Source organism: Anaeromassilibacillus sp. SJQ-1 (assembly GCF_046693725.1).
Taxonomy (GTDB): Bacteria; Bacillota; Clostridia; order Oscillospirales; family Acutalibacteraceae; genus Anaeromassilibacillus.
In genome coordinates, this window is the sequence record NZ_JBKEIV010000034.1 from 189311 (window position 1) to 215273 (window position 25963).

A 25963-nucleotide genomic window follows, 5' to 3' on the forward strand; every position below is an offset into this window, starting at 1 on the left:
TCATGAGGTGCCTGATTTTTCTTGTATTGATATTTTGTGCAAAGCTAAGGAAGGATGTTCTGAATGAAAATATCAACGAAAGGTCGCTACGCCTTACGACTGATGCTGGATCTGGCGCTGCAGCCCCAGGGAGAATACATTTCCTTGAAGGATATTTCGGTTCGGCAGGATATATCCGGCAAGTACATGGAGCAGATTATCAGCCAGTTATCGAAAGCGGGATATGTGCGTAGTGCTCGCGGCGCAAATGGAGGCTATATGTTGTCTTACCCGGCAAAAGACTACACGGTGGGCATGATTTTACGTATGGTAGAAGGGAGTCTTTCCCCGTAGCCTGCCTGGATGCTGCGGTAAATCCCTGTTCTCGCGCGGAACACTGTGTGACATTAGAGGTATGGGAACAATTAAAAAAAGCTGTAGATGATGTGGTCGATCATATTACGCTACAGGACTTGGTTAACCGGCAACTTGAAATGGATGAGAAGAAAAAGAGAGCGGATTGACCAAATCCCCTTTCGGCGTATGGGATATTCTACAATTTTCTATTAAATGATAGGGACATAGGAAGATTGTCATGGAATAATTCTAGGGGCCGAATGCATCGACGGCTTGCTCTGTGATTTAGGGCAGGCATTCGTACAACAAATAACCGGTAAGAACAAGATGAAATGAAATCCGAAGGAAAACCATGGATTTTATTTCATCTTTTCTACATGATATGGTATAATAGATCGAATAACCTAATGGAATGGAAACGGGGCGTGTGTTCGCTCGATCGGAAAGGATGAATGAGATTGAAGATAAAAGACCTCTTACAGAGCGGGAAGGTTACCTTCTCCTGCGAGATTTTCCCGCCCAAAGCAGGTGCAGATATGAGCAAAATGGATGGAATCATCCAGCAGATTGCTGCCCTGCACCCCGATTTTATTAGTGTTACCTATGGCGCAGGAGGCAGCACCTCAAAGCGTACGATTGAGATTGCCTCGAAAATTCAAGATACATATAGAATCCCCGCTTTGGCCCATTTGACCTGTGTCTCGTCCAGCAAGGAAGATGTCGCAACCATGTTGGAACGTATGAAGGAAAACCATATTGAGAATATTCTGGCGTTGCGAGGGGATATTCCCCAGGATGCAGAGTTCCCTTCTCCCCGGCATTACCGCTATGCCAGTGAGTTGATCCGCGACATTCGTAGCCAGCAGGGTAATCTTTTTTGTATTGGCGGCGCATGCTATCCAGAAGGTCATGTAGAGTGTGCACACAAAGAGGATGACATCGATTTTTTAAAACAAAAGGTAGAAAGCGGCTGTGACTTCCTTACAACACAGATGTTTTTTGATAACAACGTGCTTTACAATTTTCTATATCGAATTATGGCAAAAGATATTCGCGTACCTGTGGTCGCGGGTGTTATGCCGGTGATTAACAGCCGTCAGATCAAGCGTTCCTGCGAGCTTTCTGGGACAGCCCTACCGCCTCGTTTCAAGGCCATTGCGGATAAATTTTCGGACAAGCCGCTGGCAATGAAGCAAGCTGGAATCGCATATGCGACGGAACAAATTATCGATCTGCTTTCCAATGGGGTCCGGCATATCCATTTGTATACAATGAACAACCCCGAGATCGCAGCCAAAATTATGGGGAATCTCTCCGACATTCTCCGGGATGAAGAAGTATGAACATCGATCAGGAAGAAGTCCTACGTTATTTGGGATACCGGTATGCAAAGCCGGACACAGAAATTTTGCGTACCATTGCGGATTGTGCGCGGGAATTGGAAGAGGCTGCAACGCCACACCATATTTTACAGACAGTCGAGCTTTCCCGCCCTGCAAGGGATACGCTGTCCTTTGCGGGGATAGTCGTGCACAGCAAAGATCTGTTTCAGCATCTTTCCGGCTGTGAGCAGGTGGTTTTGTTTGCAGCCACCCTGGGTGCACCGGTTGATTTACGTTTGGAGCGCTGCACAAAGCTATCGATGAGCCGTGCTGTGGTGATGCAGGCGTGTGCAGCCTCCTTGATCGAATCTTATTGCGATGCGTGCCAAGAGCCAATCGCCCGCGAGGCTGCTGCGCGTGGGCTTTACCTGCGCCCGCGTTACAGCCCAGGATATGGAGACTTTTCCATCGCCCACCAACGCGATTTTTTAAATGTTTTGGATTGTCCCAAACGAATCGGTCTGACCATGACGGACAGCTTTATGTTGGCTCCATCCAAATCTGTAACCGCAGTGATTGGTTTGACAGAGGAGGAACAGAGCTGCCATATTGCAAAATGTATGACATGTAAGGCGAAATCTTGTCCATTTAGAAAGGGTTGAAACTATGGGGGTCTTAGAGCTTCTGGGAAAACGGATTGTCTTTTTTGACGGTGCAATGGGAACGATCTTGCAGCAGAATGGTCTGGGAGCTGGTGAACTGCCGGAACTTTGGAATCTACAGCGGCCGGAATTGATCGAGCAGATTCATCGCGAGTATCTAGCGGCCGGAGCAGATATTACCAAGGCTAATACATTCGGCGCAAATGCGGTCAAGCTGCGTGGTTGCGGTCACTCGGTTCAGGAGATTGTCGAGGCGGGTATTTCTCACGCGCGGAGAGCTGTGCGGGATTGTGGACGGGAAGCCTTTGTGGCACTAGATGTCGGCCCCACTGGAAAATTGCTTCGTCCACTGGGAGATCTGTCGTTTGAAGAAGCTTATGATGCATTTAAAGAAGCTGTACAATGCGGTGAAAAAGCAGGGGCAGATCTCATCCTCATTGAAACCATGAGCGATACCTATGAAGCCAAGGCCGCTTTGTTGGCGGCAAAAGAGAATACCTCCCTGCCAGTGTTTGTCACTATGATTTTTGATGAAAAGGGGAAGCTTCTCACTGGAGGCGACATCGCAGCCGCTGTCGCCATGCTGGAGGGCCTGGGAGCCGATGCAATCGGATTTAATTGCGGCTTGGGTCCAGAGCAGATGCATTCCCTTTTCCCGCAATTGTTGGACTGCTGTTCCATCCCGATGATTGTCAATCCCAACGCCGGACTTCCGCGCAGTGTGGATGGGCGTACAGTTTTCGACGTAGGCCCGGAGGATTTTGCTGAGGTAATGGAAAAACTGGTTCGTGAAGGAGCTTGGCTGGCAGGCGGTTGTTGTGGGACCACGCCAGCCCATATTGCAGCAGTAGTGGAGCATTGCAAGGACCTCTCTCCTGTTCCATTACAAATGAAAGAGAGAACGGTAATTTCTTCTTATTCTAAAGCGGTCTGTTTTGGAAAACGGCCGCTATTGATTGGAGAACGCATTAACCCAACTGGAAAATCCCGTTTTAAGCAGGCTTTGCGGGAAAACGATTTGGACTATATTCTCCGTGAAGGGATTGCCCAACAACAGGCAGGGGCACATATTTTAGACGTAAATGTCGGCCTCCCAGAAATCGATGAAACTGCAATGATGTGCCGGGCAGTTACGGAGATTCAAAGCGTTATCGATCTTCCGCTCCAAATTGATACCTCTAATGCGGATACAATGGAGCAGGCGATGCGCCTTTATAATGGAAAACCATTGATCAATTCCGTCAATGGAAAGCAGGAGAGTATGCACAGCATCTTCCCTTTGGTCAAAAAGTACGGCGGTGTGGTAATCGCACTGACGCTGGATGAGGCGGGAATCCCGGAAACACCGGAAGGACGGCTGGCCGTGGCAAAAAAGATTGTTGAGACAGCGGCACAATACGGGATTTCGAAAAAGGACCTTGTGGTGGACGCACTTGTTATGACGATTAGCGCGGGTCAGGAAGCGGCAGATGTCACACTGCGGTCGTTGCAGTTGATTCAAGAGCAATTGGGCGTGCACACTTCCCTGGGCGTCTCGAATATTTCCTTCGGGCTACCACAGAGAGAGACTATCAATGCTGCATTTTTTACGATGGCGTTGCAGTGTGGATTAAGCGCCGCAATCGTTAACCCGAACTCGGATGCCATGCGCAGGGCTTATGACGCATACTGTGCTTTGAGCGGTATTGACCAGCAGTGTATGGACTATATTGCCCGGTATTCGCAACAAGCGTCCGATGCGGCGCCAAAGACTGCTGGGATGGAAATGACCTTAGCGCAAGCAATTATCAGCGGTCTAAAGGAGAGCGCACATTCAGCTGCCGAACGAGAATTGCAGACAAAAGAGCCGCTTGCCATCGTCAATGAATCCCTGATACCTGCATTGGACCGAGTGGGAAAGGATTTTGAAACCGGGAAGCTATTCCTTCCACAGCTGTTGATGAGCGCAGATGCGGCAAAAGCCGCTTTTGAAGAAGTCCGCGCCCAGCTGAATCGTTCGGATACGTCACAAGAAGTGAAGAAGGATAAGATTGTCTTGGCCACGGTTAAGGGGGATATACACGACATCGGAAAGAACATCGTCAAAGTTCTTTTGGAAAATTACAGTTATGATGTCATCGACCTCGGAAAGGATGTTCCACCGGAAAAAGTGGTTGAGGCCGCCGTACAAAATCACGTCAAACTGGTGGGATTAAGTGCCCTAATGACCACCACAGTGGTCAATATGGAAGAAACCATTCATGCATTGCATAAAGGCGCTCCCGGTTGCAAAATTATGGTTGGCGGAGCCGTTTTGACACAGGAATATGCCGATATGATTCATGCAGACCATTATGCCAAAGACGCGATGGATTCGGTTCGATATGCCCATGCGATTTTTGGCAGATAAATCGGCGAGAGGCAACATGGCTTCCAGCGAATCCTATTTGCAGTTTATTTTGGGGCAGCTTGGTGGCCTAGAAGGGATCACCAGCCGAAAAATGATGGGAGAGTACCTTCTATATTTCCGTGGAAAAGGGTTTGGCGGTATCTATGACGACCGCTTACTGGTGAAGAGAACTCCTTTTAGCGCACATCTGTCCTCAGATGGCCGCGAGACCCTTCCCTATCCCGGGGCCAAACCGATGTTTTTTGTCAAAGAGGTGGACGACTGCGCATTTTTAAAGCGCCTTGTCGCCGGTATGTATGAAGAGTTGCCAGAGCCGAAAAAGCGATGAGAAGAAAGCATTGTCCAGTAGAACCGACACCGTACTGCTGGACAATGCTTTTTACGAGAAGCAGATTTTTTTCTGCTGATCGGACCGTTCCAAAACTGGGAAACCGTACATTCTGGTTTGCTTTTCCATGTTACTTATGATAAAATGCAAACGATATTTCTCTGTTGGATCTCAAAAGGAGGGTTATCTATGGCGCCTGTGAAGCATTATAATACCCGAAATATGGAGTTACACGAAAACCAAGGAGTGTCTTATTTGACGTTTCCCTCTCTTCTGCTTTTCCATTTGTCCAGCATGCGTTTTCTACCCGTTTGGGTGGAGTCAGCCGGGGAGAGTTTGCTTCGATGAATCTGAGCTTCCATCGGGGAGATCCGGACGAGACCGTTTTGGAAAATTATCATCGGTTTTGTGATGCTGCGGGCTTTGCATTCGATTCCCTCATCGCTTCCGCTCAGGATCATCACACAGAAATCCGCAGGGTTACAAAGGCGGATTGCGGAATCGGTATCTGGCGTCCTCGTGACCGAGAGAGTGTGGATGGGTTGCTTACCGATCAACCTGGCGTCACATTGGTGACCTATTATGCGGACTGCGTCCCGCTGTATTTTTTGGACCCTGTACATCGGGCGATCGGTTTGGCACATGCAGGATGGCGCGGGACGGTTGCCGGAATGGGAATGAAAATGGCCGAGGCGATGGAGCGGGCATTCGGCAGCAAGCCGGAGGAGTTGCTCGCGGCCATAGGGCCTTCTATTGGTCCTTGCTGCTATGAAGTGGACCAACCAGTCGCAGAGGCGTTTGCCGCCAAAATGGATTGGCGGCCGGAGAATTTTATAAAAAATGGCGGCAATGGAAAATATATGCTCAATTTATGGGAGGCCAACCGGAGAGCTTTGTTGTGCGCAGGACTTCTACCGGAACGAATTTCTATTGCAGAGCTTTGCACGCAATGTCATGCTGACCTGCTCTATTCTCACCGCGCGAGCGGTGGAAAACGCGGCGGTTTGGCGGCATTTTTTGCATTAAAGGAGGCATCTGCATGCCAGAACTGATCGAATTGTGCAACCTGTGTCCCCGAATGTGCGGTGCACGGCGCGATGCAAAAAGAGGCAATGGGTACTGCCGAATGGGCGCGATGCCAGTTGTGGCGCGAGCAGCACTTCATTTTTGGGAGGAACCGTGCATCAGCGGTACAAAGGGCTCGGGCACGGTTTTTTTTACCGGTTGTTCCCTACAATGTGTTTTTTGCCAGAATGAGCAGATCAGTGTACGCCGGGAAGTGGGCCGTGCTTTGACAGCTCGAGAGCTTTCCGATGTGTTTTTTCGTCTGATAGAGCAGGGAGCGCATAATATCAACTTGGTAAATCCCACACATTTTGCATCTGGTATTGCAGAGGCGTTGCGATTTCGTCCACTCCCGGTGCCTGTCGTATATAACTCAGGTGGCTATGAGCGGGCAGAAACCTTGCGGATGCTGGAAGGATTGATTTCTATTTATCTGCCCGACTACAAGTATCGGGATTCTGCGCTTTCTCAGCGCCTTTCCGGAGCGGCGGATTACCCGGAACATGCAGCGGAAGCCATCTTGGAGATGGTTCGCCAGACCGGACCTGCGTCTTTTGATGGAGACGGCATGTTGCAACGCGGGACCATTGTGCGGCATTTGATTCTTCCCGGCCATACACGCAATTCCATTGAAGTCCTCGATTGGCTCAAAGAAAATTTGCCAGAAGGAACCCTGGTGAGCTTGATGGCCCAATATGTTCCCTGCGGTAGGGCAGCGGACTATCCAGAGATTGACCGCCGGATTACCAAGCGGGAATATGAGAAGGTGCAGCAGCATTTATTTGCATTAGGATTGGATGGCTATGTACAGGAGCGGAAGTCCGCCAAGAAGGACTTTATCCCTCCCTTTGATTTGGAGGGGCTTCCATCCTGATATAAGAACACCGCAGAGCAGAAGGTTTTGAAATTGCCACATGAAGGGATGGATGGTATGGGAAAGTCAACCTTCCGGACGCCGCGCCGGAGTGAACGGCGGGCCTGGAGAAGAAAACGGCTGGGCCTGCCCAGCTATACAACCGCAGAGGAAATCTGGAATGCCATATCCCACGGCTTAGGCGCTGCCTTCGCTATTGTGGCGCTGGTTCTTCTGCTGGTCAATGGACAACACAATGCACTCACCATGGTGAGTGTTTCCATTTATGGAAGCACTATGTTTTTGCTCTATACCGTATCTACATTGTATCATGCGTTGGGTGTGGGGCGCGCTAAAAAGGTTTTTCAGGTGCTCGATCACTGTACGATCTATCTATTGATAGCCGGAACCTATACCCCGGTCTCCTTGCTCAGTATCGGCGGGGCTTCGGGATGGTTTTTATTTGGCTTTGTTTGGGCGGTATCCATATTGGGGATTGTCCTCAATGCGGTCAATATGAAACGGTTCCGTGTCGTTTCGATGATTTGCTATCTAGGGCTCGGTTGGTGTGTGCTCTTTTTCCTGCGCCCACTGGTTGAAAGTATCGATACGACTTCCCTCCTCTTTTTGGTCATCGGCGGGGTTTTGTACACCATTGGGGCGATTTTGTACGGTGTAGGCCGAAAGATCAAATATATGCATTCTGTTTGGCACTTTTTTTGTGTAGCGGGGAGTTTTTTCCACTTTTTGGTGGTTTATAACATTGCTGTTCAATAGTTCTTATTTTTGTTCGTCGAAAATTTACAATTCCTTTACGAAGCTTCGGTAGGGCTGCGGTATAATAAACCCAAAGCTCAACCGGAGCTTTTTGTTCAATGGCATTGGAAGGAGGTTCCTAGAATGGAACTTTTGCAGAGAGATGTCCTTCGAATCTCATGCGGATGGGGAACGTATTTTTGTTCGGATTGTGGAGCCCGCTGACCGGACCGCCGCCAAAGGCGTTTTACAGATCGCGCATGGAATGGCGGAACACAGCCTCCTGTATTTGGACTTTGCCACGTTTATGGCTTCCAATGGCTTTGTGGTTGCAATCAATGACCACCTGGGTCATGGAAAAAGCGTTTCTACAGGCGGTTCTTACGGATATTTTGGCGAGAATGGTTGTGAAAACCTCTTGCAGGATATGCACAAGCTGTATACAACCATGCGGCGCGACTATCCGGCGATTCCGTACCTGTTGCTCGGGCACAGCATGGGGTCTTTTCTGACAAGGGCCTATAGCGCTCGCTACGGCAATGAATTATCCGCTGTTGCTTACCTTGATACCTGCGGGCCAATTCAAAGAAGTCTCCTGACGGGACGCCGGACTTTTGCAGAGGCAAAATTACGAAAATTTGGCCCCAAGGCGCATGACGCGGCCTTTGCGCGCCACTCTACCGACCGGTTTAATCGGGCTTTTGCGCCGAATCGTACCAAGTACGATTGGCTCAGCCGCGATAATCAGTTTATAGACCAATATCAAAACGATCCGCTTTGTGGCTTTGACCTGACGGTCTCTGGTTATTGTGTCATTCTTCAACTACAGGAGCAGATCAGCTCTCCACAATGGTATCGCAGTGTCCCCCGCAATATTCCAATTTTGTTGATGAGTGGAGAGCGTGACCCGCTGGGCAATTTCGGAAAAGGCATTCGCCAACTGGCGCAAAGACTTGTGCGCACGGGACACGATGTTCAATTGATCTTATACCCTGAAGCGCGCCATGCGCTGTTGGGAGAGACCAACCGTCAGGAAGTTTATCAGGATCTATTGCAGTTTTGCCAATCCGTCGTGTCTGCCTCAGAAGGTCTGCCACAGGCAGTATCCGAATAAGAGAAATGAACAAAATGACATGAAAAAAGCCTGTTCCTTCCCCTGTGGAATGGAACAGGCTTACTTCTTTTGATCTATTTTAGGTTCCAATTCATACGCCGCAGACCATCAAAGGTAAGAGTCACCTTACCGGTAGTCTCCTGTACCGGAATTGTATAAGTGAAAAGAGTTCCGATGTCGTTTGTCTCTCCGGGGGTTCCTGTAAAGGTCTCGTCGCCATAGGTCCCCTTCAGTTCCGCCTTCAATATGGCTAAGTGGGCAGTGCCATCCGATACGATTTGATATTCCTCTTGGGTTGCAGAGACGAGAATGGCATAATTCTGGAAAAAGTCATATTTGGGTGTCGCCATGAAAGTAAGCAGATATCCATCGTCCGTCTTTTCGACGGAGGATACTTCTATGGAACATTCGCCATCGCTATAGACGTTATTGCCGCTGTTGCTTTCCAGGTTGTCTAAATTGATGGTAAAAAGCACTGGCGTTTCCAACGTTTCGACATCATATGTATAGGAGTTTACAGTCTGCACGATCATACCAAAGCCATTTACATGGGTACGATAGATCGCAATGACAAAGAACACAATGAGCAGAGTAATGCCGCAGATATAAGCCTTTTTATTGAGTTTTCTACGGGGCTTTCCATTGGAGTCCAACTCCGGCTCAACCGACGGTTCTACAGGCTGTTCGGGAGAAGGATTTTGCTCTTCTACTATCTCTTCTTTGGGTTCCTGTGATACTTGGTCCTGTTTTTTGTTCTCATCCAAATTGTTCACCAACTTATTTTGAAATTCCGCTTTCCACTCAAATCGTTTAAAAGCGTCTTGCAAAACATTATATCATAAATGCACGGCATTCTCTATATATTTTTTATAAATGTTCTGTTGCTTGAATGGAATTCCTCCTTTCAGGCACCAATCCAGATCGTGTAAGGAGCGTACAGAGAATGTACATAACCATTTCAATCAAGCGGATATTGGCGTTATTTTTGTTCCTGGTGGGAGCAGCTGCGGGAATCCTGACCTGTGTACAGATCGGTCACGCGGAAGCGACCAGCGCCAAGGTGCAGACAGAAGAGATCGAGTTACCGATCATCATGTACCACAGCATGCTGAAAGATGGAAGTGGGAAATACATCATCTCTCCGGACACCTTTGAAGAAGATCTCCAGTACCTAAAAGATAATGGATACACGACCATTCATATGCAGGACCTTTTAAATTACGTCAATAAAGGGACGGCTCTGCCGGAGAAACCGATTATGTTGACCTTTGACGACGGATATTATAACAATTATCTGTATGCTTTCCCACTGGCAAAAAAATACGAAAGCAAAATTGTTATTTCGCCCATCGGCTATTTTACCGATCAATTCAGCAAAGCAGACGCGAATCACGCGACTTATTCTCATATGACATGGGATCAGATCAAGGAGATGATGGACTCCGGCTATGTAGAATTTCAGAATCATACCTATAATTTACATGCGAGCGATGGAAAGCGGTTGGGAACCAAAAAACTGCGCGGAGAGAGCTTGGCGGAATACACGGCCTTATTGACAGAGGATGTCACAAAAATGCAACAGGAGATGCAGGAACACACCGGTTATACCCCCACCACCTTTGTCTATCCTTTTGGGGTGATTAGTGACGCTGCTGTGCCTATCATACGAAGCCTGGGATTTTCTGCAACGCTTGGGTGCGCCAATCAGAAGAATACCATCACTCGAGACCCAGAATGCCTGTATGGTCTGGGGCGATTTTTGCGTCCACCAGGGCAAAGCAGCGCATCGTTCTTCAAAAAAATTGCTCCACCCAAAGCAAGCACGTCCTGACCTGCATATTGTAAAGTATACACTGAAAACCATTGATGGGAGGAACCAACACCATGCCGATTATTTATCTTAGTCCATCCCTGCAACCTTTTAATAAATACACGGGTGGCGGCGATGAACAATACTACATGAACCTGGTGGCAGACGCCATGGAGCCGTATCTGCGTGCCAACGGAATCCAATATGTGCGCAGCAGTAAAGACATGACCCTAGGGCAGGCTATCCGGCAGTCCAACGAAGGATACTACGACCTGCATCTTGCCCTACACTCTAACGCCGCGCCTCCCAGCCTGTCCGGGCAGCTTCAGGGAACGGATGTCTATTACTATCCGGCCAGCGTGCGCGGGAAACAGGCTGCGACGATCATTGCAGACAATTTTAAGAACATTTATCCCCAGCCAAATCTGGTAAAGACGGTTTCGACCACACGGCTGGCTGAGATCACGAAGACGAATGCGCCGTCGGTCCTGATTGAAATTGCCTATCACGATAACCCGGAGGATGCCGAATGGATTCGCAATAACATCGATCGAATTGCCGCGAACATTGTTCAGAGCCTGACGCAGTATTTTGGGCTGCCCTTTATCGACAATCCACAGCCGCCGCGCCAGGGAACTGTACGCACACAGGGGGGAAATTTGAACATTCGTGCAAGGCCCAGCCGCGACGCGCAGGTGGTTGGCCAGGCGCCCAACGGTGCTACACTGACGGTCAATGGCGAATGGCAGGGTTGGTACGTGGTCGCCTACAATGGAATTGTCGGTTATGTGGATAGCTCCTATATTACAGTCAGTTAAGTGGTCCGTAGGCTCTTACGAATCATACTATAGAAATAAGGAGGCCGCTTTCTGGGGAAATCCCAGGAAGCGGCCTCCCTATTTACGCCTCTGCAATCATTTGCAAGATTTTCTGTTTCGGACGAACTCCCACAGAAGATGCTACCGGCTTGCCGTCCTGCATCACAACCAAAGTGGGGATACTCATCACCTGGAACTGCTGCGCCAGTTCCGGACAATCGTCGATATTCACCTTGCAAACTTTCAGCCCATTCGGGGCTTCCTCTGCAATTTCGTCGACAATAGGAGAGAGCATCTTGCACGGTCCGCACCAGCTCGCCCAGAAGTCGATCAACACTTTGCCATGTGCGGTTTCTGCGTTAAAATTGTCTTTTGTCAATTCAATTACTGCCATTTTTATACCTCCTATTTCCTTATCGTTTCTCCGTTTATTGCGATCATACCACAAGATTTACCTTTTATGCGATTCTTTACGATGAGCGTCTGCCATCCAACGTTTGCTGCACAATGTCGTGCATCAGGCTGTCTGTGAGAGTACCTGTGATATAACCAAAAACATTTCCCTCTTTGTCGATCATAAATGTAGTTGGAAAAGCCGTTACACCATAAGAAGCGAAGATTTCTCCGGTTGTATCCATGACAACGGGGTACGTATAGCCATTGTCTGAAAGGAACTGTGTGACTTCCTCAATGGTCCCATCCTGGTTGTATGGAACTTCGTCGGTTTTGGGGTTTGCTACCCCAAGAATCACAACGTCATCGTTATTTTGGTTGAACTCCTCGTACATTGCCTGAATGTCGGGCATCTCCTGCTTACAGGGACCACACCAAGTGGCCCAAAAGTTGAGAAATACCACCTGTCCTTTGTAGTCCGAAAGGGTGTGCGTATTACCATTCTGATCTGTTAGGGTAAAGTCGGGCGCTGGAATCTCAGGGATTTCTTCTTCTGGCTCGGAGCTTTCTGCTTCCGAAGAGGCCGGCGCACTGTTTTCGGGTTCTGAATGGTTGTCCCCTTCCCCACTGGAAACTGGAGGCGCCACAGAGGCGCTTTCTGAAGTGGTATTCCCCGAAGAACCACCAAAGCTAGATAGATAACCGGTCACACCGTTCATCCAACCCGTAATCATCATTACGCCCATCAGGATCATCAAAATGCCACCGATTTTTACCGTATATTTGACGACGCGCTGGTGCTTTTTAAAGAAATCAAGAAGTGTGCTGGTAAATAAGCCAACGGCTAAGAAAGGAATCACAAAGCCCAATGTATAAACACCGATCAGTGCGAAACCAGTTGCCGCAGAATTGGCGGAGGAAGCCATCAACAAAACACTTGCCAGAGCGGGACCCACACAGGGCGTCCATGCAAAACTGAAAGTGAATCCCAACACCAGGGCAACCAGTGGATTCATCGCCAGCCGGTCAAGCCGGAATGGGAGGCGATGTTCATTGCTGAGGAGACGGGAGCCGAAGATGCCGAGCTGATATAAGCCAAAAAGAATGACGATAACGCCACCGATACGCGCCAACAACAGCCGGTTCCCACTAAAAAAGCGTCCTGCCGCTGTGAAGCCAAAACCCAGCAGGAAAAATGCAAAGCTAATGCCGATCACAAAGAACAGCGTGTTCAACATGACTTTTTTTCGCTGATAGTGGATGATACCATCCGAACCGACCGTTTTGGTGCCGCCCGCCAGATAACCAATATAGAGCGGAACCAACGGGAGCACACATGGAGAAAAGAAACTCAAAATGCCCTGCAAAAAGACGGTGATGGCAGATACGCCGGTTTCAACTGAAAAGCCCATATAGGACCTCCTTTAAGTGAATTTGAGACCCACCGCAGCACCGCTTTTATAGCAGTTCCTGTGTCTCATGGTGAAAAATGCGATTTTCAATCATCTGAATGGTGATACCGTCCAGATGTACCTGACAAAGCTGGTCAAGCTGCCCGTAGATGTCGTCCATAATGGCGGCCATTCCGGATGCAATCAAGCATTTCATATCCGTGTCTCCGCTCTGCCAGGTGGCAGAGACGAACCGCATCTCGAGTGCTTCGCTGACTTCACGAAGGGTCACTGTAGAAGGGTCTCGAATAAAATGATACCCACCGTCAATGCCCTCTTTGGTGGCGACCAGCTCAGCTTTTTTCAGCTTTGCCATGATCTTGCGGATTCGCGCCGGATTGGTGCACACATTTTTTGCCAGCTCTTCGCTGGAAAGTGTGGTTCCCCTGTGATTTAAAAAGACAAGTGAGTGAACGGCTACGCTAAATTCGCTGTTCAAAAAGAATCCCACCTCCGTTTGGAATCCAGATTTCCCCTTGCACGTCAGAGGTAAGCGGCAAAGCGCTTGGCCTTATAAAGCCCACTTTGCGATAGACTTTTGCAGATAGGGGCAACAAACTGTTCTTTTTTTAATTTCAGTTTCTAACGGTTAGTATAGAGAGAACGATTGGCTTTGTCAACCCTATTCTACAAAAAATGGGATTTTTTCTTATTTTTGAGCAGATGAATATTTATAAGAACATCTTCTGCAAAATATAAAAAACGCCTGAAATCAAGACGGATTCGGCCAGATTTCAGACGCTTCAAAAAATCTATTATTTAATAGTACATGTTTGTTTAACTTCAATGTAAGGTCTACTTTTGTTGATACTCGCTCATATTTATATACTCTCCACTAGAAAAGCAAACCATAGATAGCGTTGGCTACTGTGATCGAAACAAATTCGGCCCGTGGATATACCAAAAAGGAAAAATCATGTTTTATATTGACCTTCTCTTCCTATAGCGATTCCTACTTCCCTATACGCTCAAAATGTACACAAAAAATGCAAATGGCCCGTTACCTAGAAGTTGTTTGTTCAAGAATCCGTTTTGCAAATTCCTTTGCGGCCTGTAAATCGCTTTCGTCAGGGTGAGTGCGGGCATGGTCAAAATTTTCCAGAAGGCCTTGCAGATGTGCGTCGCCTGGAGTTTCTGCCAACTGTGCTGCATAACGGTCCCGCACAGTGGTTGGCATCTTTCCTTGGCAGAGGTAGCTCCCAAGCAATCGATTGTCCTCTGGAAGAAATGCTTGGACTCGTGCGGCGATGGCCGCAAAATAGGTGGAAGAGGCCCCGAAGCCGGCAGTCCCAAACAGGGCAACCTGTTTGCCGTGGAGCGTTTGCAGAAGGGCTTGTATCTCTGAAGGACAGGTGCCTTTGTCAACCCAAAAACCAACGAGGATCACAGGCTCAGAAACAGATATTTGTTTTTCAGAGACCGCTTCGATGCGAGTTTCCTTCTCAGGAAATGCTTCATAAATGGCCTCTGCAAGCTGGCGGGTATTCCCGGTCTTTGAACAATACATAATGGCATATTTCATGACACGTTCCTCCTTTATGATCGGGCGGCAGGTAGATTCCACGGCCGGTGTAAGTACATTCTGCAAGAACTCTTTTTTAAAAGTATACCATTTTTACTGTAAAAAAGACAGCTTCTTTCTTTATTTCAAGAGGGTTTTTGCCACAAAGGAGGACAAAAGCCGGTTGCCGGACGGGTTCGGACAGACGTACAAAAAGGACGCTCTGAATCACGTCCTCTTTAACCAGATTCAGAGCGTCACATGCGAAGAGGTATCCTTTTGTTGCAAAGAGTAGTTACCCTCGCGTTTTTGGGTTATCTTACCTCGGATGCCTTGCGGACAGGAATCCAAACCTCAAAGGTTGCATTTTTCGGATCAGGGGTGAGATAAACCTCCATATCCGGGCCATCCGCAAATTCATAGCCGGATGTCGGGAGCCATTCGGTGGCAACACGTTTTTCCAGTTCTTGAATGGCTCCGGGCATGGGACCGGTTCCGGGGAAAATCGCCCAAGTAAAGGCAGGGACGGTGTAAGAGGCAAAATCACCAGCGGGCAAATCGCTCGCCACAGCAATCCAATAGCGCCAGTCCTCTTTTTCCCCACAGGCACAGACACCGAGTACCCCCGAAGGCTGACCGTTCATCAGCGGAATAAGTTTCTGAAGCATCCCTTTTGAGGCTGCCTTGTTCCAAAGTTCCGGAACTGTTTGAAAGTTTTTCTCAATTTCCTTTTCCAGGGGTGCGCTCATGCCGACAATGCGAAATGCATCCTTTTGTTCCATACGATAATTCAATTCGACCTCTCCTTTGATAGTAATGACGAAGCTGATCGGCGGAAAGGAACGAAGCGGAACTCCTGGCTCCTTAGCGTTTGAGGGGGAAACCCCATGAATCCCCCGGAATGCGCGGTTGAAGGCTGTCGGGGATTCATAGCCATACTTTAGAGCAACGTCGAGAACTTTGGCGCCGTTTTGTAAGTCCAGCGCTGCCCGGGTCATTCGCCGCCGCCGGATGTACTCGGAAAGCGGAATTCCCGCCAGATAAGTGAACATTCTTTGAAAGTGGTAGGTGGAACAGTAGGCAAGTTTTGCCGCTTGTTCCAACTCGATTTTGCCATCCAGATGTTCCTCAATGTACGCCAATGCCTGATTTAACCGTGTGATCCAGTCCATGCAGATCAACTCCTTATCTTTAGGATAGAGGATTTTTAGAGATTCTTCCTCGCAATCGATGCACGAAAATGCGAGCTACTTGTAAAGGGGATTTTCTGTATCATACCATAAGCCCACTGGAATGTATCATTGATTCGGCAAGAATTTACGCTGGAAGCACAAAATAGAATCTTTGGAAATTTGTAGCTTTTTCCTAAAAACAGTCTGTGCGCATTCTACAAAAAATATGTTGTATTTTCGTACGAAAGTAAATTGATATTCGCACGGAAAAGAGATATAATGAAGCCGTTGAAAGAATCCACATACAATTGGTAAAGGAGTAATCACATGGTTATCGATGTATATGCCTTCCCCGGCTTTATCAAAGAAATCTGTCAAGACCCAGAGCGCGTGGAATTCCGCCGCCAGCAATACTTTCTCTACAAACAGCATGTTTGGCCGATGGAGTTGTTTATCAAACAACTCAATGCTGCGGGCATTGACAAGTGTATCATCAGTGCAGAGGATGTGACAACCCGTGCGGGGGACACCATTGTTTCCAACGAAGAAGTGCGGACTCTGGTGGATTTACAGCCGGAACGCTTGATTGGATTCGCCAGCGTAGACCCACAGCGGCCGGATGCGGTGGAGGTTTTGGAAAAAGCCTTCAAGGATCTGCACCTTGCAGGACTTAAGCTAAGTCCTGCGATGCAACACTTTTCGCCCAATGATTTTTCTCTGATGGACTCAATCTATCAGATCTGTTTGAAGTACAACAAACCCATTCTGTTCCAGTCCGGGATGACCTGGGTGAAGGACAGCCCCTCCACCTATTCCCGCCCCGTTCTATTTGAGGATGTAGCGATGCGTTATCCGGATCTGCGGGTTTGCCTGGGCCATTTCGGCTGGCCTTACATCATGGAGACCGCCATGCTACTGCTCAAATATCCGAATGTTTATGCGGATACGGCGCTGCTCTATTTTGATTCACCCAAGCAGTTCTTCCACACCACTTTCAATGTCCAGATGGGTGAATATTGGATTGATCGCATGCTGGCGGATAAAGTTATGTTCGGCAGTACCTATCCCCGTATCGAGCAAAAGCGCATGATGGGTGCAGTGGATGTTTTGAATCTGCGTCCAAAACAGAAGGCGATGGTATTGGGCGGCAATGCCCTGCGTTTCTTAGGATTGGAGGAAAAAGAAAATGGTTAAGCATTATCAGTTCAGTGTCCTGACCGACGACGAGTATTCCTACCATTACATTGGGGATCGGGTCAAGGAGTATGTCAAGGAATCCGGGGTTACGAGTGGGATTGTCACAACGGTGGTCGCACATACCAACTGTGGCATTGTGGTCACAGAGCCGTTGGAATGTATTATGGATGACTTCAAGGTCTTGTTACATAAATTGGTGGACAACGACGCCGAATATTCCCATGCACATTTTCTGCCCACCTATGGGCGCACCAGCGCAAATGCCTATGGCCATCTGAGAAGCTTCTTGACAGGGAACAGTTGTATCTTCCCCATCCAGAATGGCAACATGGTGATGGGCGCCGCGCAGGAGATCACCTTGATGGAATTTGATGGCCCCCAAGAGAGAACGGTCTTTGTCGATGTGATTGGCGAATAAGGAGGGGGATATATGGCGCGGGATGTCTTTGCTTATATTGGAGAGCCGGATCAATTGATGAGTGTACGGGAGGCACGGTTATTGGGCGGGCGGCAGGACGGCGTCCGTATGATTCAGCTGGATAACGGCGGCGCATTGGAATGCACCATACTTCCTGGACGCGCGATGGACCTCTATCAGGTGCGTTATAAAGGGGCCAACCTGAATTACATTGCACCGTGTGGCATTGTAGCGCCGGCTTACTACGACGCCCGTGGAACGGAATGGTTGCGTAGTTTTTATGTGGGATTTCTGACCACGTGCGGTTTACAACATATTGGTTCACCGGCGGAGATCGCTGGCGAGGTTCGTGGGCTGCACGGCCGGGAGGCCAATTGTCCTGCAGAGGATGTGCGCGTTACGCGCGACCGCGCAGGGGATTCCATGGAACTGACCGTGGAGGGTACGATGCGAGAGGCGCGCATCTTTGGGGAAAACCTGCGCCTGCACCGCACGTACACGTTCTCCTATGGAGAGGATGCCTTCACGCTTACGGATACGGTGACAAACCATGGGTTTGGGGCGCGGCCCTTTCTGCTCTCCTATCATATTAATTTTGGCTATCCGTTGCTTTGTGAGGATACAGAGATTCTTTTGGACAGCTTGGGCGTGGAACCGCGTGATGCACATGCCGCGCAGGAAATCAGCCGTTGGAGGGAGATCAAACCGCCGACATACCCCTATCAAGAATGCTGCTATTTCCATGAGCTGGCGGAGGATGCGCAGGGCCGAAGCGGTTATACCATCTATAATCCGCGCAGGCACATCGGCGTCCGGGTTTCCTGGAAGCATGCCGATCTTCCCTGCTTCTGTCAGTGGAAAATGCTGGGAAAGGGTGAATATGTCCTGGGAATGGAACCCCTGAACGCACCTCTGGATGGCAAGAAAATCGGCGAAGAGGGCTGTACAGCGCCTGTTCTTCAGCCGGGAGAAAGCAAAACCTACACTCTGTACTTTACATTTATAGAGGAGTTGTAATAAAGACACATTTGGTGTAATATTTTATGGAGAAAGGGCGAACAACATGGCATACGATCTTGTGACAGTCAGTGCAATCCTGTGTGAAATCATGCGTAAGGAATTGGATAAACCTTTGGATAAACCGGCAGACTTTACCGGGCCATATGCGAGCGGCGATACACCCATCACGGTCAATGTGGCTGCAAAGCTGGGCGCAAAGACTGCCGTTATCGGCAGTGTGGGCCCCGACCCATTTGGAAAGTGCTTTAAAGAGCAGATGGTTTCCAGTGGCGTTGACGTGAGCATGGTTAAGGAGATCCCCGGCGCCTCCACCGGATGTGCATTTGTCTGCTATTATACGGGAGGAAGCCGTGATTTTCTGTATCACAGCCGCCATGCTGCGGCCGGTATGACCCGCGCAGAGGATCTCGACATGGAGAAACTCCAGGGAACCAAGTGGTTCCATCTCACTGGCTACAATATGAGTGTGAGCAAAAGTTTGCAGGAGACTTGTTACCGCATTGTCAAAGAACTGCCTGAAGGTAGCCGCATCAGTTTTGATCCCAACATCCGTCCCGAATCCCTCAGTGTGGAGGAGGTGCGGGAACTCTGCCGTCCAGTGATCGAAAAGGCGAGCATTCTTTTCCCGAGTAAAACAGAGGCCGCAATGTTTACCGGCCGTGCGACCGATGAGGAAGGATGCCGTCTATGGGCCAATCAAGGCAAGCTGGTGGTTTTAAAGAACGGCAGCGATGGTTGCATCCTATACCAAGGGAGTGAAAAGATCGCCGTCCCCAGCTTTTCTGTGGAAGAAGTCGATCCTACCGGTGCCGGGGATACCTTCTGTGGGGCCTTTTTAACCGCTCTGATCGAAGGGAAGTCTCTCGAAGAGTGTGGCCGGTTTGCTTGTGCAGCCGGCGCAATGAGTGTACGCAAACAGGGGCCGATGGAGGGCGCCCCCAATCGCGAAGAGCTGGAAGCATTTTTGAAGGCGAACGTATAAGAAATCTATTTAAGAACGATAGAACAAAGGATCAAGAACGACGGAACGAAAGGAAGGAATCCATATGACGAGGACACAGCGAATCAAAGAATATATTCGCTCCTATCCCCCGGAAATCTGCATGGAGCGTGGACGTATTTATACAGAAGAATTCTTTTCCCACCCGGAGCACCCTCTGGTGATCCGGCGTGCAGAGGCTTTTGCGCGGTATTTGCGGGAGATGACCATCTATATCGGCGACGATGATCTGTTGGTGGGCAATACGGCCAGCAAGCCGCTGGCGGCCGCCCTGTTCCCGGAATTTGCGGTGGACTGGATCGAAGAAGAGCTCGATACCTTTGAAGAGCGCGAGCGTCAACGCTTTATAGTGCCAGCGGAGCTGCATGACGAAATTTTGGCCATGTGCGAAAAATGGAAAGGATATACCCACTATGACCGGGTGGGGTACAACCTGAAAAGTACAATCGGGGAATATCTGCTGGGTGAACAGCACCCCAGCGTCAACGAAACGATGATTATTGAGCACAACCAGAGCGGCGATGGGCATATCATTCCGGATTATGTGAAACTGCTCGACATCGGCTTGGAAGGTGTGATCGACGAAGCAGAGCGCAACCTTGCCCTCCTGCGCGAAGACGACCCGGAATATTTGGAAAAGAAGGCCTTTTTGGAGAGCGTCATCATCTGTATGCAGGGGGTACTGGATTATGCAGACCGGCTGGCAAAGCTGGCTTTTGAAAAGGCCAAGACAGCGCCGACCGCGGAACGCCGGGCAGAGCCTGACCGAAATCGCCCGCATCTGTGCAAAGGTTCCCCGCAAGGCGCCGGACAGCTTCTACGAGGCATTGCAGTTTGTTTTGTTTATCCATCTCATGATTCAGATCGAGTCGAACGGCCACAGCATTTCTATGGGCCGTATGGACAGCTATTTAAAGAAATACTACGACCGCGATCTTGCGGAAAAGCGGATCGATGCGGACTTTACCCAGCAGCTCTGTGAATGTTTCCTGCTGAAATGCTTTGAGGCAAATAAACTGCGCGACTGGGGCACTACCGAAAACTTGGGCGGCAATCAGCTCTTCCAGACCATCACATTGGGAGGACAGACCCAAGACGGTAAGACGGCGGTGAACGATCTATCATACCTTTTCTTGGAGGCACTCGGCAATACCAATATGAATATCCCCACTGTGATTGTCAGTATGGGCAGCACAACGCCGCTTGCGTTCTACGAGGCCGCTCTCCGGGCGCTGGTGCGCCATGGCGGTGGTATGCCCGCTTTCTTCAACGACGATGTGGCGGTTGATATGATGGTCCGCGCAGGAATCCCGTTGAGTGATGCCCGCAATTGGGCTGGTATGGGTTGCAGCGAGGTGCGGATTCCGGGCAAACATGGTACCGGCGTTACGCCCGTCTATGTCAATGTGATGAAGCTGTTGGAGTTGGCACTTCACGATGGCTATAATCCCAATACAGGCAAGTGCCTGTGCCCGTCCAGCCGGCCTTTTTCCGAGTGCCGCAATCTCAAAGAGGTCATCGCCCTTTGGGAAGAACAGCTTGACTACTATCTCCCCTTTATCCCGCGGATTGAGCGGGCAATTGCGGAGAGTTATTATACGCTCACCCCAACCCCCTTCCTCTCCGGCGTGGTCGATTACCGCATCGAGATGGGAAAAGACATCTCCTGGGGGCGTGGCCCGAATTACAACGATACCATTGTACACGCGCACGGCTATCCGAATGCCGCAAACGCTTTGGAGGCACTGGACCGCGTATGTTTCAAAGATCAGAAGTACACGTTAAAAGAGGTCATCGAGGCCATGGATGAGAATTTTGCCAGCGATAAAGGTATGGCAATTCGCAAGGCTCTACTCAATGCGCCGAAGTTTGGAAACGACGACGACGAGGTGGATGATCTCTGCCGCGACCTGTTTACCATCCTGCCGGCCAAGATGCGCAAGTTCACCCCATTGCGCGGAGGTCAATTCGGTTGTACGGCGCAGACCGTTGTCATGAACGTGACCGATGGAGCCGTGGTTGGTGCAACCCCGGATGGACGGCGCGCAGGGGAAAGTTTGGCAGATAACATGTCCCCCACCCCCGGTACGGATCTACAGGGGATTACCGGTGTGTTCAATAGCTTATCAAAGATTGACCACGCCTTGATGGACAATGGCTCCATTCTCAACATCCGTTTCCATCCCTCTGCTCTGAACAGTCCGGAGAAAATTGAAAAGATTGCGCAGGCCATAGCGGTCTACTTTGAAAAGGGCGGTTTCCAGGTACAGTTTAATGTAGTCGGCCGCGAAATCCTGATCGACGCGCAGCAGCATCCGGAAAATTACCGTTCTCTGGTGGTCAAAGTTGCTGGATTCAGCTGCTTCTACTGCGAACTGGAAAAGAAGTGGCAAGATCACTTGATTGCCCGTACAGAATACGATGCATTTGCTTAATCGGAGGTCCCTATGACAGGTCATTTGTTCAATATCCAGCGGTTTAGTCTGGACGACGGTCCCGGTATCCGCACAGTTGTTTTTCTCAAGGGCTGCAACCAGGTTTGCCTCTGGTGTCACAATCCGGAATCGCTCCTTCCAAAGCCGCAGGTTTTGCGCAAAGATAGCCTGTGTACAAGGTGTGGCCGATGTGAAGAGGTTTGCCCTGAGGGGGCTATTTCCCACGATGCGGATGGATACCGTACCGATCACAAAAAATGTGTGCGCTGTGGCCATTGTATTGACCTGTGCCCAAATGATGCTCTGATGCTGGTGGGATATGACCGGTCGGTGGAAGAGGTGGTCAAGCTGGTCTGTAAGGACCGGGATTTTTATCAACGCAGCGGTGGTGGGGTCACGTTTTCCGGCGGGGAACCCGCTATGCAAGGAGAATTCCTTTTGCAGTGTTTGGAGGCTTGCCGTGAGAATGGAATCCAGACTGCCATTGAGACGAACGGAAATTATCCGTTGGAGCTGACGGCGCGCCTCTCCCCCCTTCTCGACTATGTGATGGTGGACTTAAAACATACGGATGATGAAAAGCACCGCCGGTTTACAGGTGTGACCAACCAACAGACGTTGGCGTCCATCCAGTATTATTTGACGCACAATGTAACCGATCTGCGGGTCCCCGTGATTCCGACGTTTAACGATACTGCGTCAGAATTGCAAGATATTCTCAATTTTGCCTGGGAGAATGGCGCCCAAAAGGTCACTTTACTCCCCTATCACACCTTTGGAATCAGTAAATATACCAATCTCAGTATGCCCTATCAACTGGGCAACGAACCGTTGTCCGTTGCCTCGGTACAAAAAATTGTGGACCAGTTGGACAAAAAGGGGCTTATTGTGGAAGTAAATGAACGTTAATCCGGATGGGAGAATGGACATGATCGAACGCCATGTAAAGATGATTGAGCTGGTAGCAGACCGTGGAGAAATTGAGACGGGTGAGCTTGCCCGCCTGCTAAATACCAGTGAAGTGACTGTACGAAATGATTTAAATACGCTTTCGAAAAAGGGGATTCTAGCCCGGCGGCGCGGTTATGCCACCCTCCCAAACCCGGATGACACCAATTATCACATGGCGTTGCACTATGAGGCCAAGCTGAAGATTGCCGCTGCCGCAGCCCAAAGGGTACGGGATGGCGAAACAATCATTGTTGGAACCGGTAGTACGTGTGCGATGTTTGCCGCTCAGGTGGTGGAAACCCGGCGCAATGTGACAATCCTTACAAACTCTGCTTATGTAGCGGCGAATCTCTGTAAGGAGCCGGATGGTCGGATTATTCTGCTGGGAGGTAGCTACCAGAAGCATTCCCAGTGTATGGTAGGGCCCTTAATCAAACGTTGCTTAGAGGATTTTCATGTGGGTACTGCCTTCGTAGGAGCAGACGGTTTTACCGATTCCGGCGGCTTTTTTGGTGTGGATATGGAACGCGCGGAAGCTCTCCGGGAGATGGTGCGAAGTGCAGAGCGCGTCTGCATGCTCTTGGATGGCTCAAAGCTTGGAAAAAGTGGAACGGTTTCTTTCTTGAATGCGGCTTGTGTGGCAGAATTGTTCACAGACAGCAGTGCGGACTCTGTACTTTGTGAAAATCTGCGGATACGAGGGATGCATGTCAACATAGTCTAACAGAAAAGGAAAAGAGGGTGTCCCAAAAGTCATGAAATGACGGAAGGATACCCTCTTTTTTAGAAACGCAGATATTTTTTCAGCCAGAAAGAGGACGCCCTTCCCTATGAATCGAAAGATTCGTAGTTTTGGGATACCCCCTTTGCCGTATTTTATATGGTGATAGGAGCGCTTTTGTCAGAGACGCTTTTGAGCGATAATAAACCCAAAAATAGTACCACAAGTGCCACCCACCAGATGCATAAAATGAGCTACGTGATCTTGTACAAAAAGAGCCGAATAGACTTCTTGACCAAGATATAGAACCGCAACTAGAATGAGGGTTAGAGGAATTCGCCCTTCCTTCATGCCAGCCAATGAAGAGAGCATAATGAGCATGAACACAATGCCGCTTGCCCCCAACAGTGCTGTAGAAGGGAAAAAGACACATTGCAACAATCCAGAAATCCCCGCGGTCAGCAGAATCCCTAACAAAAGAACTTTACTGCCATATTTCTCTTCCATCGGAGGCCCTACAACTAAAAACAAAAGCATATTTCCAGCAAAATGCTCATAATTGGCATGGCCAAAGACGTGGCCAATTAGGCGTGCATAACTAAGAGGGTACCGTCAAGGGGGCGCGATAGACGGAAAAGAGGCCTTTGCGTTGTCCAGCCATTGCTCATCGCGCCGAGAAGCAGTGCAGCCAGAGAGAGCAAAAAGAAAGTTAAAATCACAGGTGCGTTGTAATGGATTCGTTTTAGCAGTGGCATATCGTCCCTCCGTTCAATAGAAGCCAGCGCGTACCGATCAGGGATCAAAATTCCTTTGATCGGTACTTGTGGGAGTCGTTGTAAACTTTTGGCACCTTTCCATATTATTTATTGTACCATAATCCTTCCAGATTTGGGATTACCTTTTTACTTATCCCCTGTTGGAGGCTGAAAGATCAAAGCCTGGACGGGCACAGACACTTGCCTGTATTGGGATTATAACCATCGTGAAATGCCAACTCCAACAGCTTCATCACATTGACATAGACGGGCGTAACGCCGGTACCATGTTTGCCCGGAATCCGTACCTCGCTGCAACCCATACCAGCCCAATTGCGAGCATCACTCAATCGTCGCAACCAATCGTATGAAAACGTCGACTTGAGAAAATCCGGCAACATTTTGTCAAAAATTTTGCCTGAGGGCTTGCATTATACAGCAGAACATGCTATAATGAATCTCGCCGTTAAAAAGAAATCGTTTAGCGGAAAAAATGGGCCTGTAGCTCAGCTGGGAGAGCGTTCGGTTCGCATCCGAGAGGTCGTGGGTTCGAATCCCTTCAGGTCCACCATTCAATTGAGTCTGAATGCATAAATGCGTTCAGACTTTTTTTATTGTTGGTTGTCATGGAAAACCTATTTTTCAGATTCGAGAGCTTTATTGGGAGGGAACTATGGCTTTTATACGAATTCCTTACGATCAATGGGAGAGAAAGGAATATTTGGAGTTCTTTCAGAATTCCTCTATTTATATAACCGAACAGCTTGATATGACAAAGTTGTATTGTCACATCAAACAGAAGGGTTTACGCCTGTACCCTTCCCTAGTTTATTGTACTGCTAAGGTCGTCAATCAATATCCCGAATTTCGATATGCTTATGATGAGCAACACTGTGTTGGAATCTGGGAGGAACTCCATCCATATTACACAGTGCCTAGGGTAGACAATCCAACACTTTTTTCCATGAAATATTCTGTGTATTCCCCAGACTTTCTGACATTTTACCATACGTTTGAACAGGACTACAAGGTTGCTGAACATTGTGGACGTCTACTTTGCGATGAAACTATGCCCAAAAATATCTTTGGCGTCTCAATTGCTCCAGGTGTACCATTTACCGGTTTTTGCTTTGGAGGAGAACCCAAAGAAGATTTTGTTCCTTTTGTTCTTTTTGGAAAGCTTACTCACCAAGGAGACCGTTTCCTTTTGCCGGTTGGCGCAGAATTTTCACATGCAGTAAACGATGGCCAGCATATCAGCCGCTTTTTTGAGCAGTTAAAAGAGACGGCAGACAACCTCCTATAAGTGGGATTATATTCTTGAAAACATCGAAGTACAAACTCAGAGTCAATTTTATAACGGCCTTTTTTGTCTACTTCGTTTTAAAATGCATATAAGGGTATTATTGGTAAATGATCGTGAAGTTAGCTTATAGGAAACAAATAGCAATAAAAAGCTTCCTAGGGACCTTTCGTTCCCCAGGAAGCTCTTTTTT

29 protein-coding genes, 1 tRNA gene and 1 pseudogene are annotated in these 25963 nt (G+C 48.9%); 22 read left to right on the top strand and 9 right to left on the bottom strand.

Annotated elements, in window-relative coordinates; translation table 11 throughout:
• The first annotated feature begins 63 nt into the window (after positions 1–63).
• From ACGCCZ_RS08440 to ACGCCZ_RS08485, 10 genes are all read left to right on the top strand, one after another.
• Positions 64–333 carry an RrF2 family transcriptional regulator gene (locus ACGCCZ_RS08440; protein WP_411655779.1) on the top strand — a complete coding sequence of 90 codons (270 nt, stop codon included), beginning with the start codon at positions 64–66 and terminating at the stop codon, positions 331–333.
• Between the two features lie 47 nt (positions 334–380).
• Positions 381–503 carry a hypothetical protein gene (locus ACGCCZ_RS08445; RefSeq protein ID WP_411655780.1) on the top strand — a complete coding sequence of 41 codons (123 nt, stop codon included), beginning with the start codon at positions 381–383 and terminating at the stop codon, positions 501–503.
• 291 nt (positions 504–794) lie between these two features.
• On the top strand, positions 795–1679 hold the full coding sequence (gene metF, locus ACGCCZ_RS08450; protein WP_054322955.1) for a methylenetetrahydrofolate reductase [NAD(P)H]: 885 nt from the start codon (positions 795–797) through the stop codon (positions 1677–1679).
• A complete protein-coding gene (locus ACGCCZ_RS08455) occupies positions 1676–2320 on the top strand; it encodes a vitamin B12 dependent-methionine synthase activation domain-containing protein (protein ID WP_411655781.1) in 645 nt (214 codons plus the stop codon). The genes metF and ACGCCZ_RS08455 overlap by 4 nt, the downstream gene beginning before the upstream one ends.
• 4 nt (positions 2321–2324) lie before the next feature.
• Positions 2325–4709 (top strand): homocysteine S-methyltransferase family protein, encoded by a 2385-nt coding sequence (locus tag ACGCCZ_RS08460; protein ID WP_411655782.1) that lies wholly within the window; start codon positions 2325–2327, stop codon positions 4707–4709.
• Between the two features lie 16 nt (positions 4710–4725).
• Positions 4726–5037 carry a TfoX/Sxy family protein gene (locus tag ACGCCZ_RS08465; protein WP_411655843.1) on the top strand — a complete coding sequence of 104 codons (312 nt, stop codon included), beginning with the start codon at positions 4726–4728 and terminating at the stop codon, positions 5035–5037.
• A gap of 344 nt (positions 5038–5381) precedes the next feature.
• The gene (gene pgeF, locus ACGCCZ_RS08470) at positions 5382–6089 is read left to right on the top strand and encodes a peptidoglycan editing factor PgeF (protein WP_411655783.1); all 708 of its coding nucleotides are present in this window, start codon (positions 5382–5384) and stop codon (positions 6087–6089) included.
• Positions 6077–6976 carry a hypothetical protein gene (locus ACGCCZ_RS08475; protein ID WP_054322952.1) on the top strand — a complete coding sequence of 300 codons (900 nt, stop codon included), beginning with the start codon at positions 6077–6079 and terminating at the stop codon, positions 6974–6976. Before pgeF ends, ACGCCZ_RS08475 begins: the two co-directional genes overlap by 13 nt.
• Before the next feature lie 57 nt (positions 6977–7033).
• Positions 7034–7732: a PAQR family membrane homeostasis protein TrhA gene (gene trhA / locus ACGCCZ_RS08480; protein ID WP_242967268.1), complete on the top strand. Its 699-nt coding sequence runs from the start codon at positions 7034–7036 to the stop codon at positions 7730–7732.
• Positions 7733–7874: 142 nt separating this feature from the next.
• Complete coding sequence (locus ACGCCZ_RS08485) at positions 7875–8825, top strand: alpha/beta fold hydrolase (protein WP_411655784.1); 951 nt, start codon at positions 7875–7877, stop codon at positions 8823–8825.
• Positions 8826–8899: 74 nt separating this feature from the next.
• Here the strand turns inward: ACGCCZ_RS08485 and ACGCCZ_RS08490 are convergent, their stop codons facing one another.
• The gene (locus ACGCCZ_RS08490) at positions 8900–9652 is read right to left on the bottom strand and encodes a hypothetical protein (RefSeq protein ID WP_054322950.1); all 753 of its coding nucleotides are present in this window, start codon (positions 9650–9652) and stop codon (positions 8900–8902) included.
• 116 nt (positions 9653–9768) lie between these two features.
• Here ACGCCZ_RS08490 and ACGCCZ_RS08495 point away from each other — a divergent pair, with 116 nt between their 5' ends.
• Both ACGCCZ_RS08495 and ACGCCZ_RS08500 read left to right on the top strand, forming a co-directional pair.
• Positions 9769–10656 (top strand): polysaccharide deacetylase family protein, encoded by an 888-nt coding sequence (locus ACGCCZ_RS08495; RefSeq protein ID WP_085532518.1) that lies wholly within the window; start codon positions 9769–9771, stop codon positions 10654–10656.
• Between the two features lie 53 nt (positions 10657–10709).
• Positions 10710–11453, top strand: coding sequence for an N-acetylmuramoyl-L-alanine amidase (locus ACGCCZ_RS08500; RefSeq protein ID WP_085532520.1), 744 nt, complete (start codon positions 10710–10712; stop codon positions 11451–11453).
• Between the two features lie 82 nt (positions 11454–11535).
• Here the strand turns inward: ACGCCZ_RS08500 and trxA are convergent, their stop codons facing one another.
• The 5 genes from trxA to ACGCCZ_RS08525 form a co-directional block, all read right to left on the bottom strand.
• Positions 11536–11847 carry a thioredoxin gene (gene trxA, locus ACGCCZ_RS08505; RefSeq protein ID WP_054322949.1) on the bottom strand — a complete coding sequence of 104 codons (312 nt, stop codon included), beginning with the start codon at positions 11845–11847 and terminating at the stop codon, positions 11536–11538.
• Between the two features lie 76 nt (positions 11848–11923).
• On the bottom strand, positions 11924–13258 hold the full coding sequence (locus tag ACGCCZ_RS08510; protein WP_411655785.1) for a cytochrome c biogenesis protein/redoxin: 1335 nt from the start codon (positions 13256–13258) through the stop codon (positions 11924–11926).
• Between the two features lie 46 nt (positions 13259–13304).
• Positions 13305–13736 (bottom strand): RrF2 family transcriptional regulator, encoded by a 432-nt coding sequence (locus tag ACGCCZ_RS08515; RefSeq protein ID WP_411655786.1) that lies wholly within the window; start codon positions 13734–13736, stop codon positions 13305–13307.
• Positions 13737–14297: 561 nt separating this feature from the next.
• A complete protein-coding gene (gene bilS / locus ACGCCZ_RS08520) occupies positions 14298–14819 on the bottom strand; it encodes a flavodoxin family protein BilS (protein ID WP_411655787.1) in 522 nt (173 codons plus the stop codon).
• A gap of 293 nt (positions 14820–15112) precedes the next feature.
• Positions 15113–15970, bottom strand: coding sequence for an AraC family transcriptional regulator (locus ACGCCZ_RS08525; protein ID WP_054322946.1), 858 nt, complete (start codon positions 15968–15970; stop codon positions 15113–15115).
• 327 nt (positions 15971–16297) lie between these two features.
• Here ACGCCZ_RS08525 and ACGCCZ_RS08530 point away from each other — a divergent pair, with 327 nt between their 5' ends.
• The 8 genes and pseudogenes from ACGCCZ_RS08530 to ACGCCZ_RS08565 all read left to right on the top strand — a co-directional run bounded on the left by ACGCCZ_RS08530 (position 16298) and on the right by ACGCCZ_RS08565 (position 23715).
• Entirely contained in the window at positions 16298–17164 is an 867-nt protein-coding gene (locus ACGCCZ_RS08530; RefSeq protein ID WP_085532532.1) for an amidohydrolase family protein, read from the top strand.
• A complete protein-coding gene (locus tag ACGCCZ_RS08535; protein WP_054322944.1) occupies positions 17157–17585 on the top strand; it encodes a secondary thiamine-phosphate synthase enzyme YjbQ in 429 nt (142 codons plus the stop codon). The genes ACGCCZ_RS08530 and ACGCCZ_RS08535 overlap by 8 nt, the downstream gene beginning before the upstream one ends.
• A gap of 12 nt (positions 17586–17597) precedes the next feature.
• The gene (locus ACGCCZ_RS08540) at positions 17598–18602 is read left to right on the top strand and encodes an aldose 1-epimerase family protein (RefSeq protein ID WP_054322943.1); all 1005 of its coding nucleotides are present in this window, start codon (positions 17598–17600) and stop codon (positions 18600–18602) included.
• Between the two features lie 46 nt (positions 18603–18648).
• Positions 18649–19587 carry a sugar kinase gene (locus ACGCCZ_RS08545; protein WP_054322942.1) on the top strand — a complete coding sequence of 313 codons (939 nt, stop codon included), beginning with the start codon at positions 18649–18651 and terminating at the stop codon, positions 19585–19587.
• Between the two features lie 64 nt (positions 19588–19651).
• A pseudogene (locus tag ACGCCZ_RS08550) lies at positions 19652–20209 on the top strand (pyruvate formate lyase family protein); the annotation flags it as partial.
• A complete protein-coding gene (locus ACGCCZ_RS08555; RefSeq protein WP_411655788.1) occupies positions 20205–22040 on the top strand; it encodes a pyruvate formate lyase family protein in 1836 nt (611 codons plus the stop codon). The pseudogene ACGCCZ_RS08550 and the gene ACGCCZ_RS08555, both read left to right, overlap by 5 nt.
• 12 nt (positions 22041–22052) lie before the next feature.
• Positions 22053–22949 carry a glycyl-radical enzyme activating protein gene (locus ACGCCZ_RS08560; RefSeq protein ID WP_411655789.1) on the top strand — a complete coding sequence of 299 codons (897 nt, stop codon included), beginning with the start codon at positions 22053–22055 and terminating at the stop codon, positions 22947–22949.
• Positions 22939–23715: a DeoR/GlpR family DNA-binding transcription regulator gene (locus ACGCCZ_RS08565; RefSeq protein WP_054322939.1), complete on the top strand. Its 777-nt coding sequence runs from the start codon at positions 22939–22941 to the stop codon at positions 23713–23715. The genes ACGCCZ_RS08560 and ACGCCZ_RS08565 overlap by 11 nt, the downstream gene beginning before the upstream one ends.
• Before the next feature lie 177 nt (positions 23716–23892).
• Here the strand turns inward: ACGCCZ_RS08565 and ACGCCZ_RS08570 are convergent, their stop codons facing one another.
• From ACGCCZ_RS08570 to ACGCCZ_RS08580, 3 genes are all read right to left on the bottom strand, one after another.
• Complete coding sequence (locus tag ACGCCZ_RS08570) at positions 23893–24249, bottom strand: rhomboid family intramembrane serine protease (RefSeq protein WP_411655790.1); 357 nt, start codon at positions 24247–24249, stop codon at positions 23893–23895.
• Positions 24250–24296: 47 nt separating this feature from the next.
• Positions 24297–24467, bottom strand: a complete 171-nt coding sequence (locus ACGCCZ_RS08575) for a hypothetical protein (RefSeq protein ID WP_411655791.1) — start codon at positions 24465–24467, stop codon at positions 24297–24299.
• Positions 24468–24643: 176 nt separating this feature from the next.
• Entirely contained in the window at positions 24644–24868 is a 225-nt protein-coding gene (locus tag ACGCCZ_RS08580) for a pyruvate formate lyase family protein (RefSeq protein ID WP_411655792.1), read from the bottom strand.
• A 94-nt stretch (positions 24869–24962) separates the two neighbouring features.
• Between ACGCCZ_RS08580 and ACGCCZ_RS08585 the strand changes: the two genes are divergently transcribed.
• Together ACGCCZ_RS08585 and ACGCCZ_RS08590 are read left to right on the top strand one after the other, a co-directional pair.
• Positions 24963–25038: transfer RNA gene (locus ACGCCZ_RS08585), tRNA-Ala, on the top strand.
• A gap of 102 nt (positions 25039–25140) precedes the next feature.
• Positions 25141–25773, top strand: coding sequence for a CatA-like O-acetyltransferase (locus tag ACGCCZ_RS08590; RefSeq protein ID WP_411655793.1), 633 nt, complete (start codon positions 25141–25143; stop codon positions 25771–25773).
• The last annotated feature ends 190 nt before the right edge of the window (positions 25774–25963 follow it).

Bases quoted from the DNA above. Each gene is read 5' to 3' on its own strand.
- ACGCCZ_RS08440 (WP_411655779.1), top strand. From the start codon at position 64: ATGAAAATATCAACGAAAGGTCGCTACGCCTTACGACTGATGCTGGAT.
- ACGCCZ_RS08455 (WP_411655781.1), top strand. From the start codon at position 1,676: ATGAACATCGATCAGGAAGAAGTCCTACGTTATTTGGGATACCGGTAT.
- ACGCCZ_RS08460 (WP_411655782.1), top strand. From the start codon at position 2,325: ATGGGGGTCTTAGAGCTTCTGGGAAAACGGATTGTCTTTTTTGACGGT.
- ACGCCZ_RS08465 (WP_411655843.1), top strand. From the start codon at position 4,726: ATGGCTTCCAGCGAATCCTATTTGCAGTTTATTTTGGGGCAGCTTGGT.
- pgeF (WP_411655783.1), top strand. From the start codon at position 5,382: ATGAATCTGAGCTTCCATCGGGGAGATCCGGACGAGACCGTTTTGGAA.
- ACGCCZ_RS08475 (WP_054322952.1), top strand. From the start codon at position 6,077: ATGCCAGAACTGATCGAATTGTGCAACCTGTGTCCCCGAATGTGCGGT.
- trhA (WP_242967268.1), top strand. From the start codon at position 7,034: ATGGGAAAGTCAACCTTCCGGACGCCGCGCCGGAGTGAACGGCGGGCC.
- ACGCCZ_RS08485 (WP_411655784.1), top strand. From the start codon at position 7,875: ATGTCCTTCGAATCTCATGCGGATGGGGAACGTATTTTTGTTCGGATT.
- ACGCCZ_RS08495 (WP_085532518.1), top strand. From the start codon at position 9,769: ATGTACATAACCATTTCAATCAAGCGGATATTGGCGTTATTTTTGTTC.
- ACGCCZ_RS08500 (WP_085532520.1), top strand. From the start codon at position 10,710: ATGCCGATTATTTATCTTAGTCCATCCCTGCAACCTTTTAATAAATAC.
- trxA (WP_054322949.1), bottom strand. From the start codon at position 11,847: ATGGCAGTAATTGAATTGACAAAAGACAATTTTAACGCAGAAACCGCA.
- ACGCCZ_RS08510 (WP_411655785.1), bottom strand. From the start codon at position 13,258: ATGGGCTTTTCAGTTGAAACCGGCGTATCTGCCATCACCGTCTTTTTG.
- bilS (WP_411655787.1), bottom strand. From the start codon at position 14,819: ATGAAATATGCCATTATGTATTGTTCAAAGACCGGGAATACCCGCCAG.
- ACGCCZ_RS08525 (WP_054322946.1), bottom strand. From the start codon at position 15,970: ATGGACTGGATCACACGGTTAAATCAGGCATTGGCGTACATTGAGGAA.
- ACGCCZ_RS08530 (WP_085532532.1), top strand. From the start codon at position 16,298: ATGGTTATCGATGTATATGCCTTCCCCGGCTTTATCAAAGAAATCTGT.
- ACGCCZ_RS08535 (WP_054322944.1), top strand. From the start codon at position 17,157: ATGGTTAAGCATTATCAGTTCAGTGTCCTGACCGACGACGAGTATTCC.
- ACGCCZ_RS08540 (WP_054322943.1), top strand. From the start codon at position 17,598: ATGGCGCGGGATGTCTTTGCTTATATTGGAGAGCCGGATCAATTGATG.
- ACGCCZ_RS08545 (WP_054322942.1), top strand. From the start codon at position 18,649: ATGGCATACGATCTTGTGACAGTCAGTGCAATCCTGTGTGAAATCATG.
- ACGCCZ_RS08560 (WP_411655789.1), top strand. From the start codon at position 22,053: ATGACAGGTCATTTGTTCAATATCCAGCGGTTTAGTCTGGACGACGGT.
- ACGCCZ_RS08565 (WP_054322939.1), top strand. From the start codon at position 22,939: ATGAACGTTAATCCGGATGGGAGAATGGACATGATCGAACGCCATGTA.
- ACGCCZ_RS08570 (WP_411655790.1), bottom strand. From the start codon at position 24,249: ATGCTTTTGTTTTTAGTTGTAGGGCCTCCGATGGAAGAGAAATATGGC.
- ACGCCZ_RS08575 (WP_411655791.1), bottom strand. From the start codon at position 24,467: ATGCCACTGCTAAAACGAATCCATTACAACGCACCTGTGATTTTAACT.
- ACGCCZ_RS08580 (WP_411655792.1), bottom strand. From the start codon at position 24,868: ATGTTGCCGGATTTTCTCAAGTCGACGTTTTCATACGATTGGTTGCGA.
- ACGCCZ_RS08590 (WP_411655793.1), top strand. From the start codon at position 25,141: ATGGCTTTTATACGAATTCCTTACGATCAATGGGAGAGAAAGGAATAT.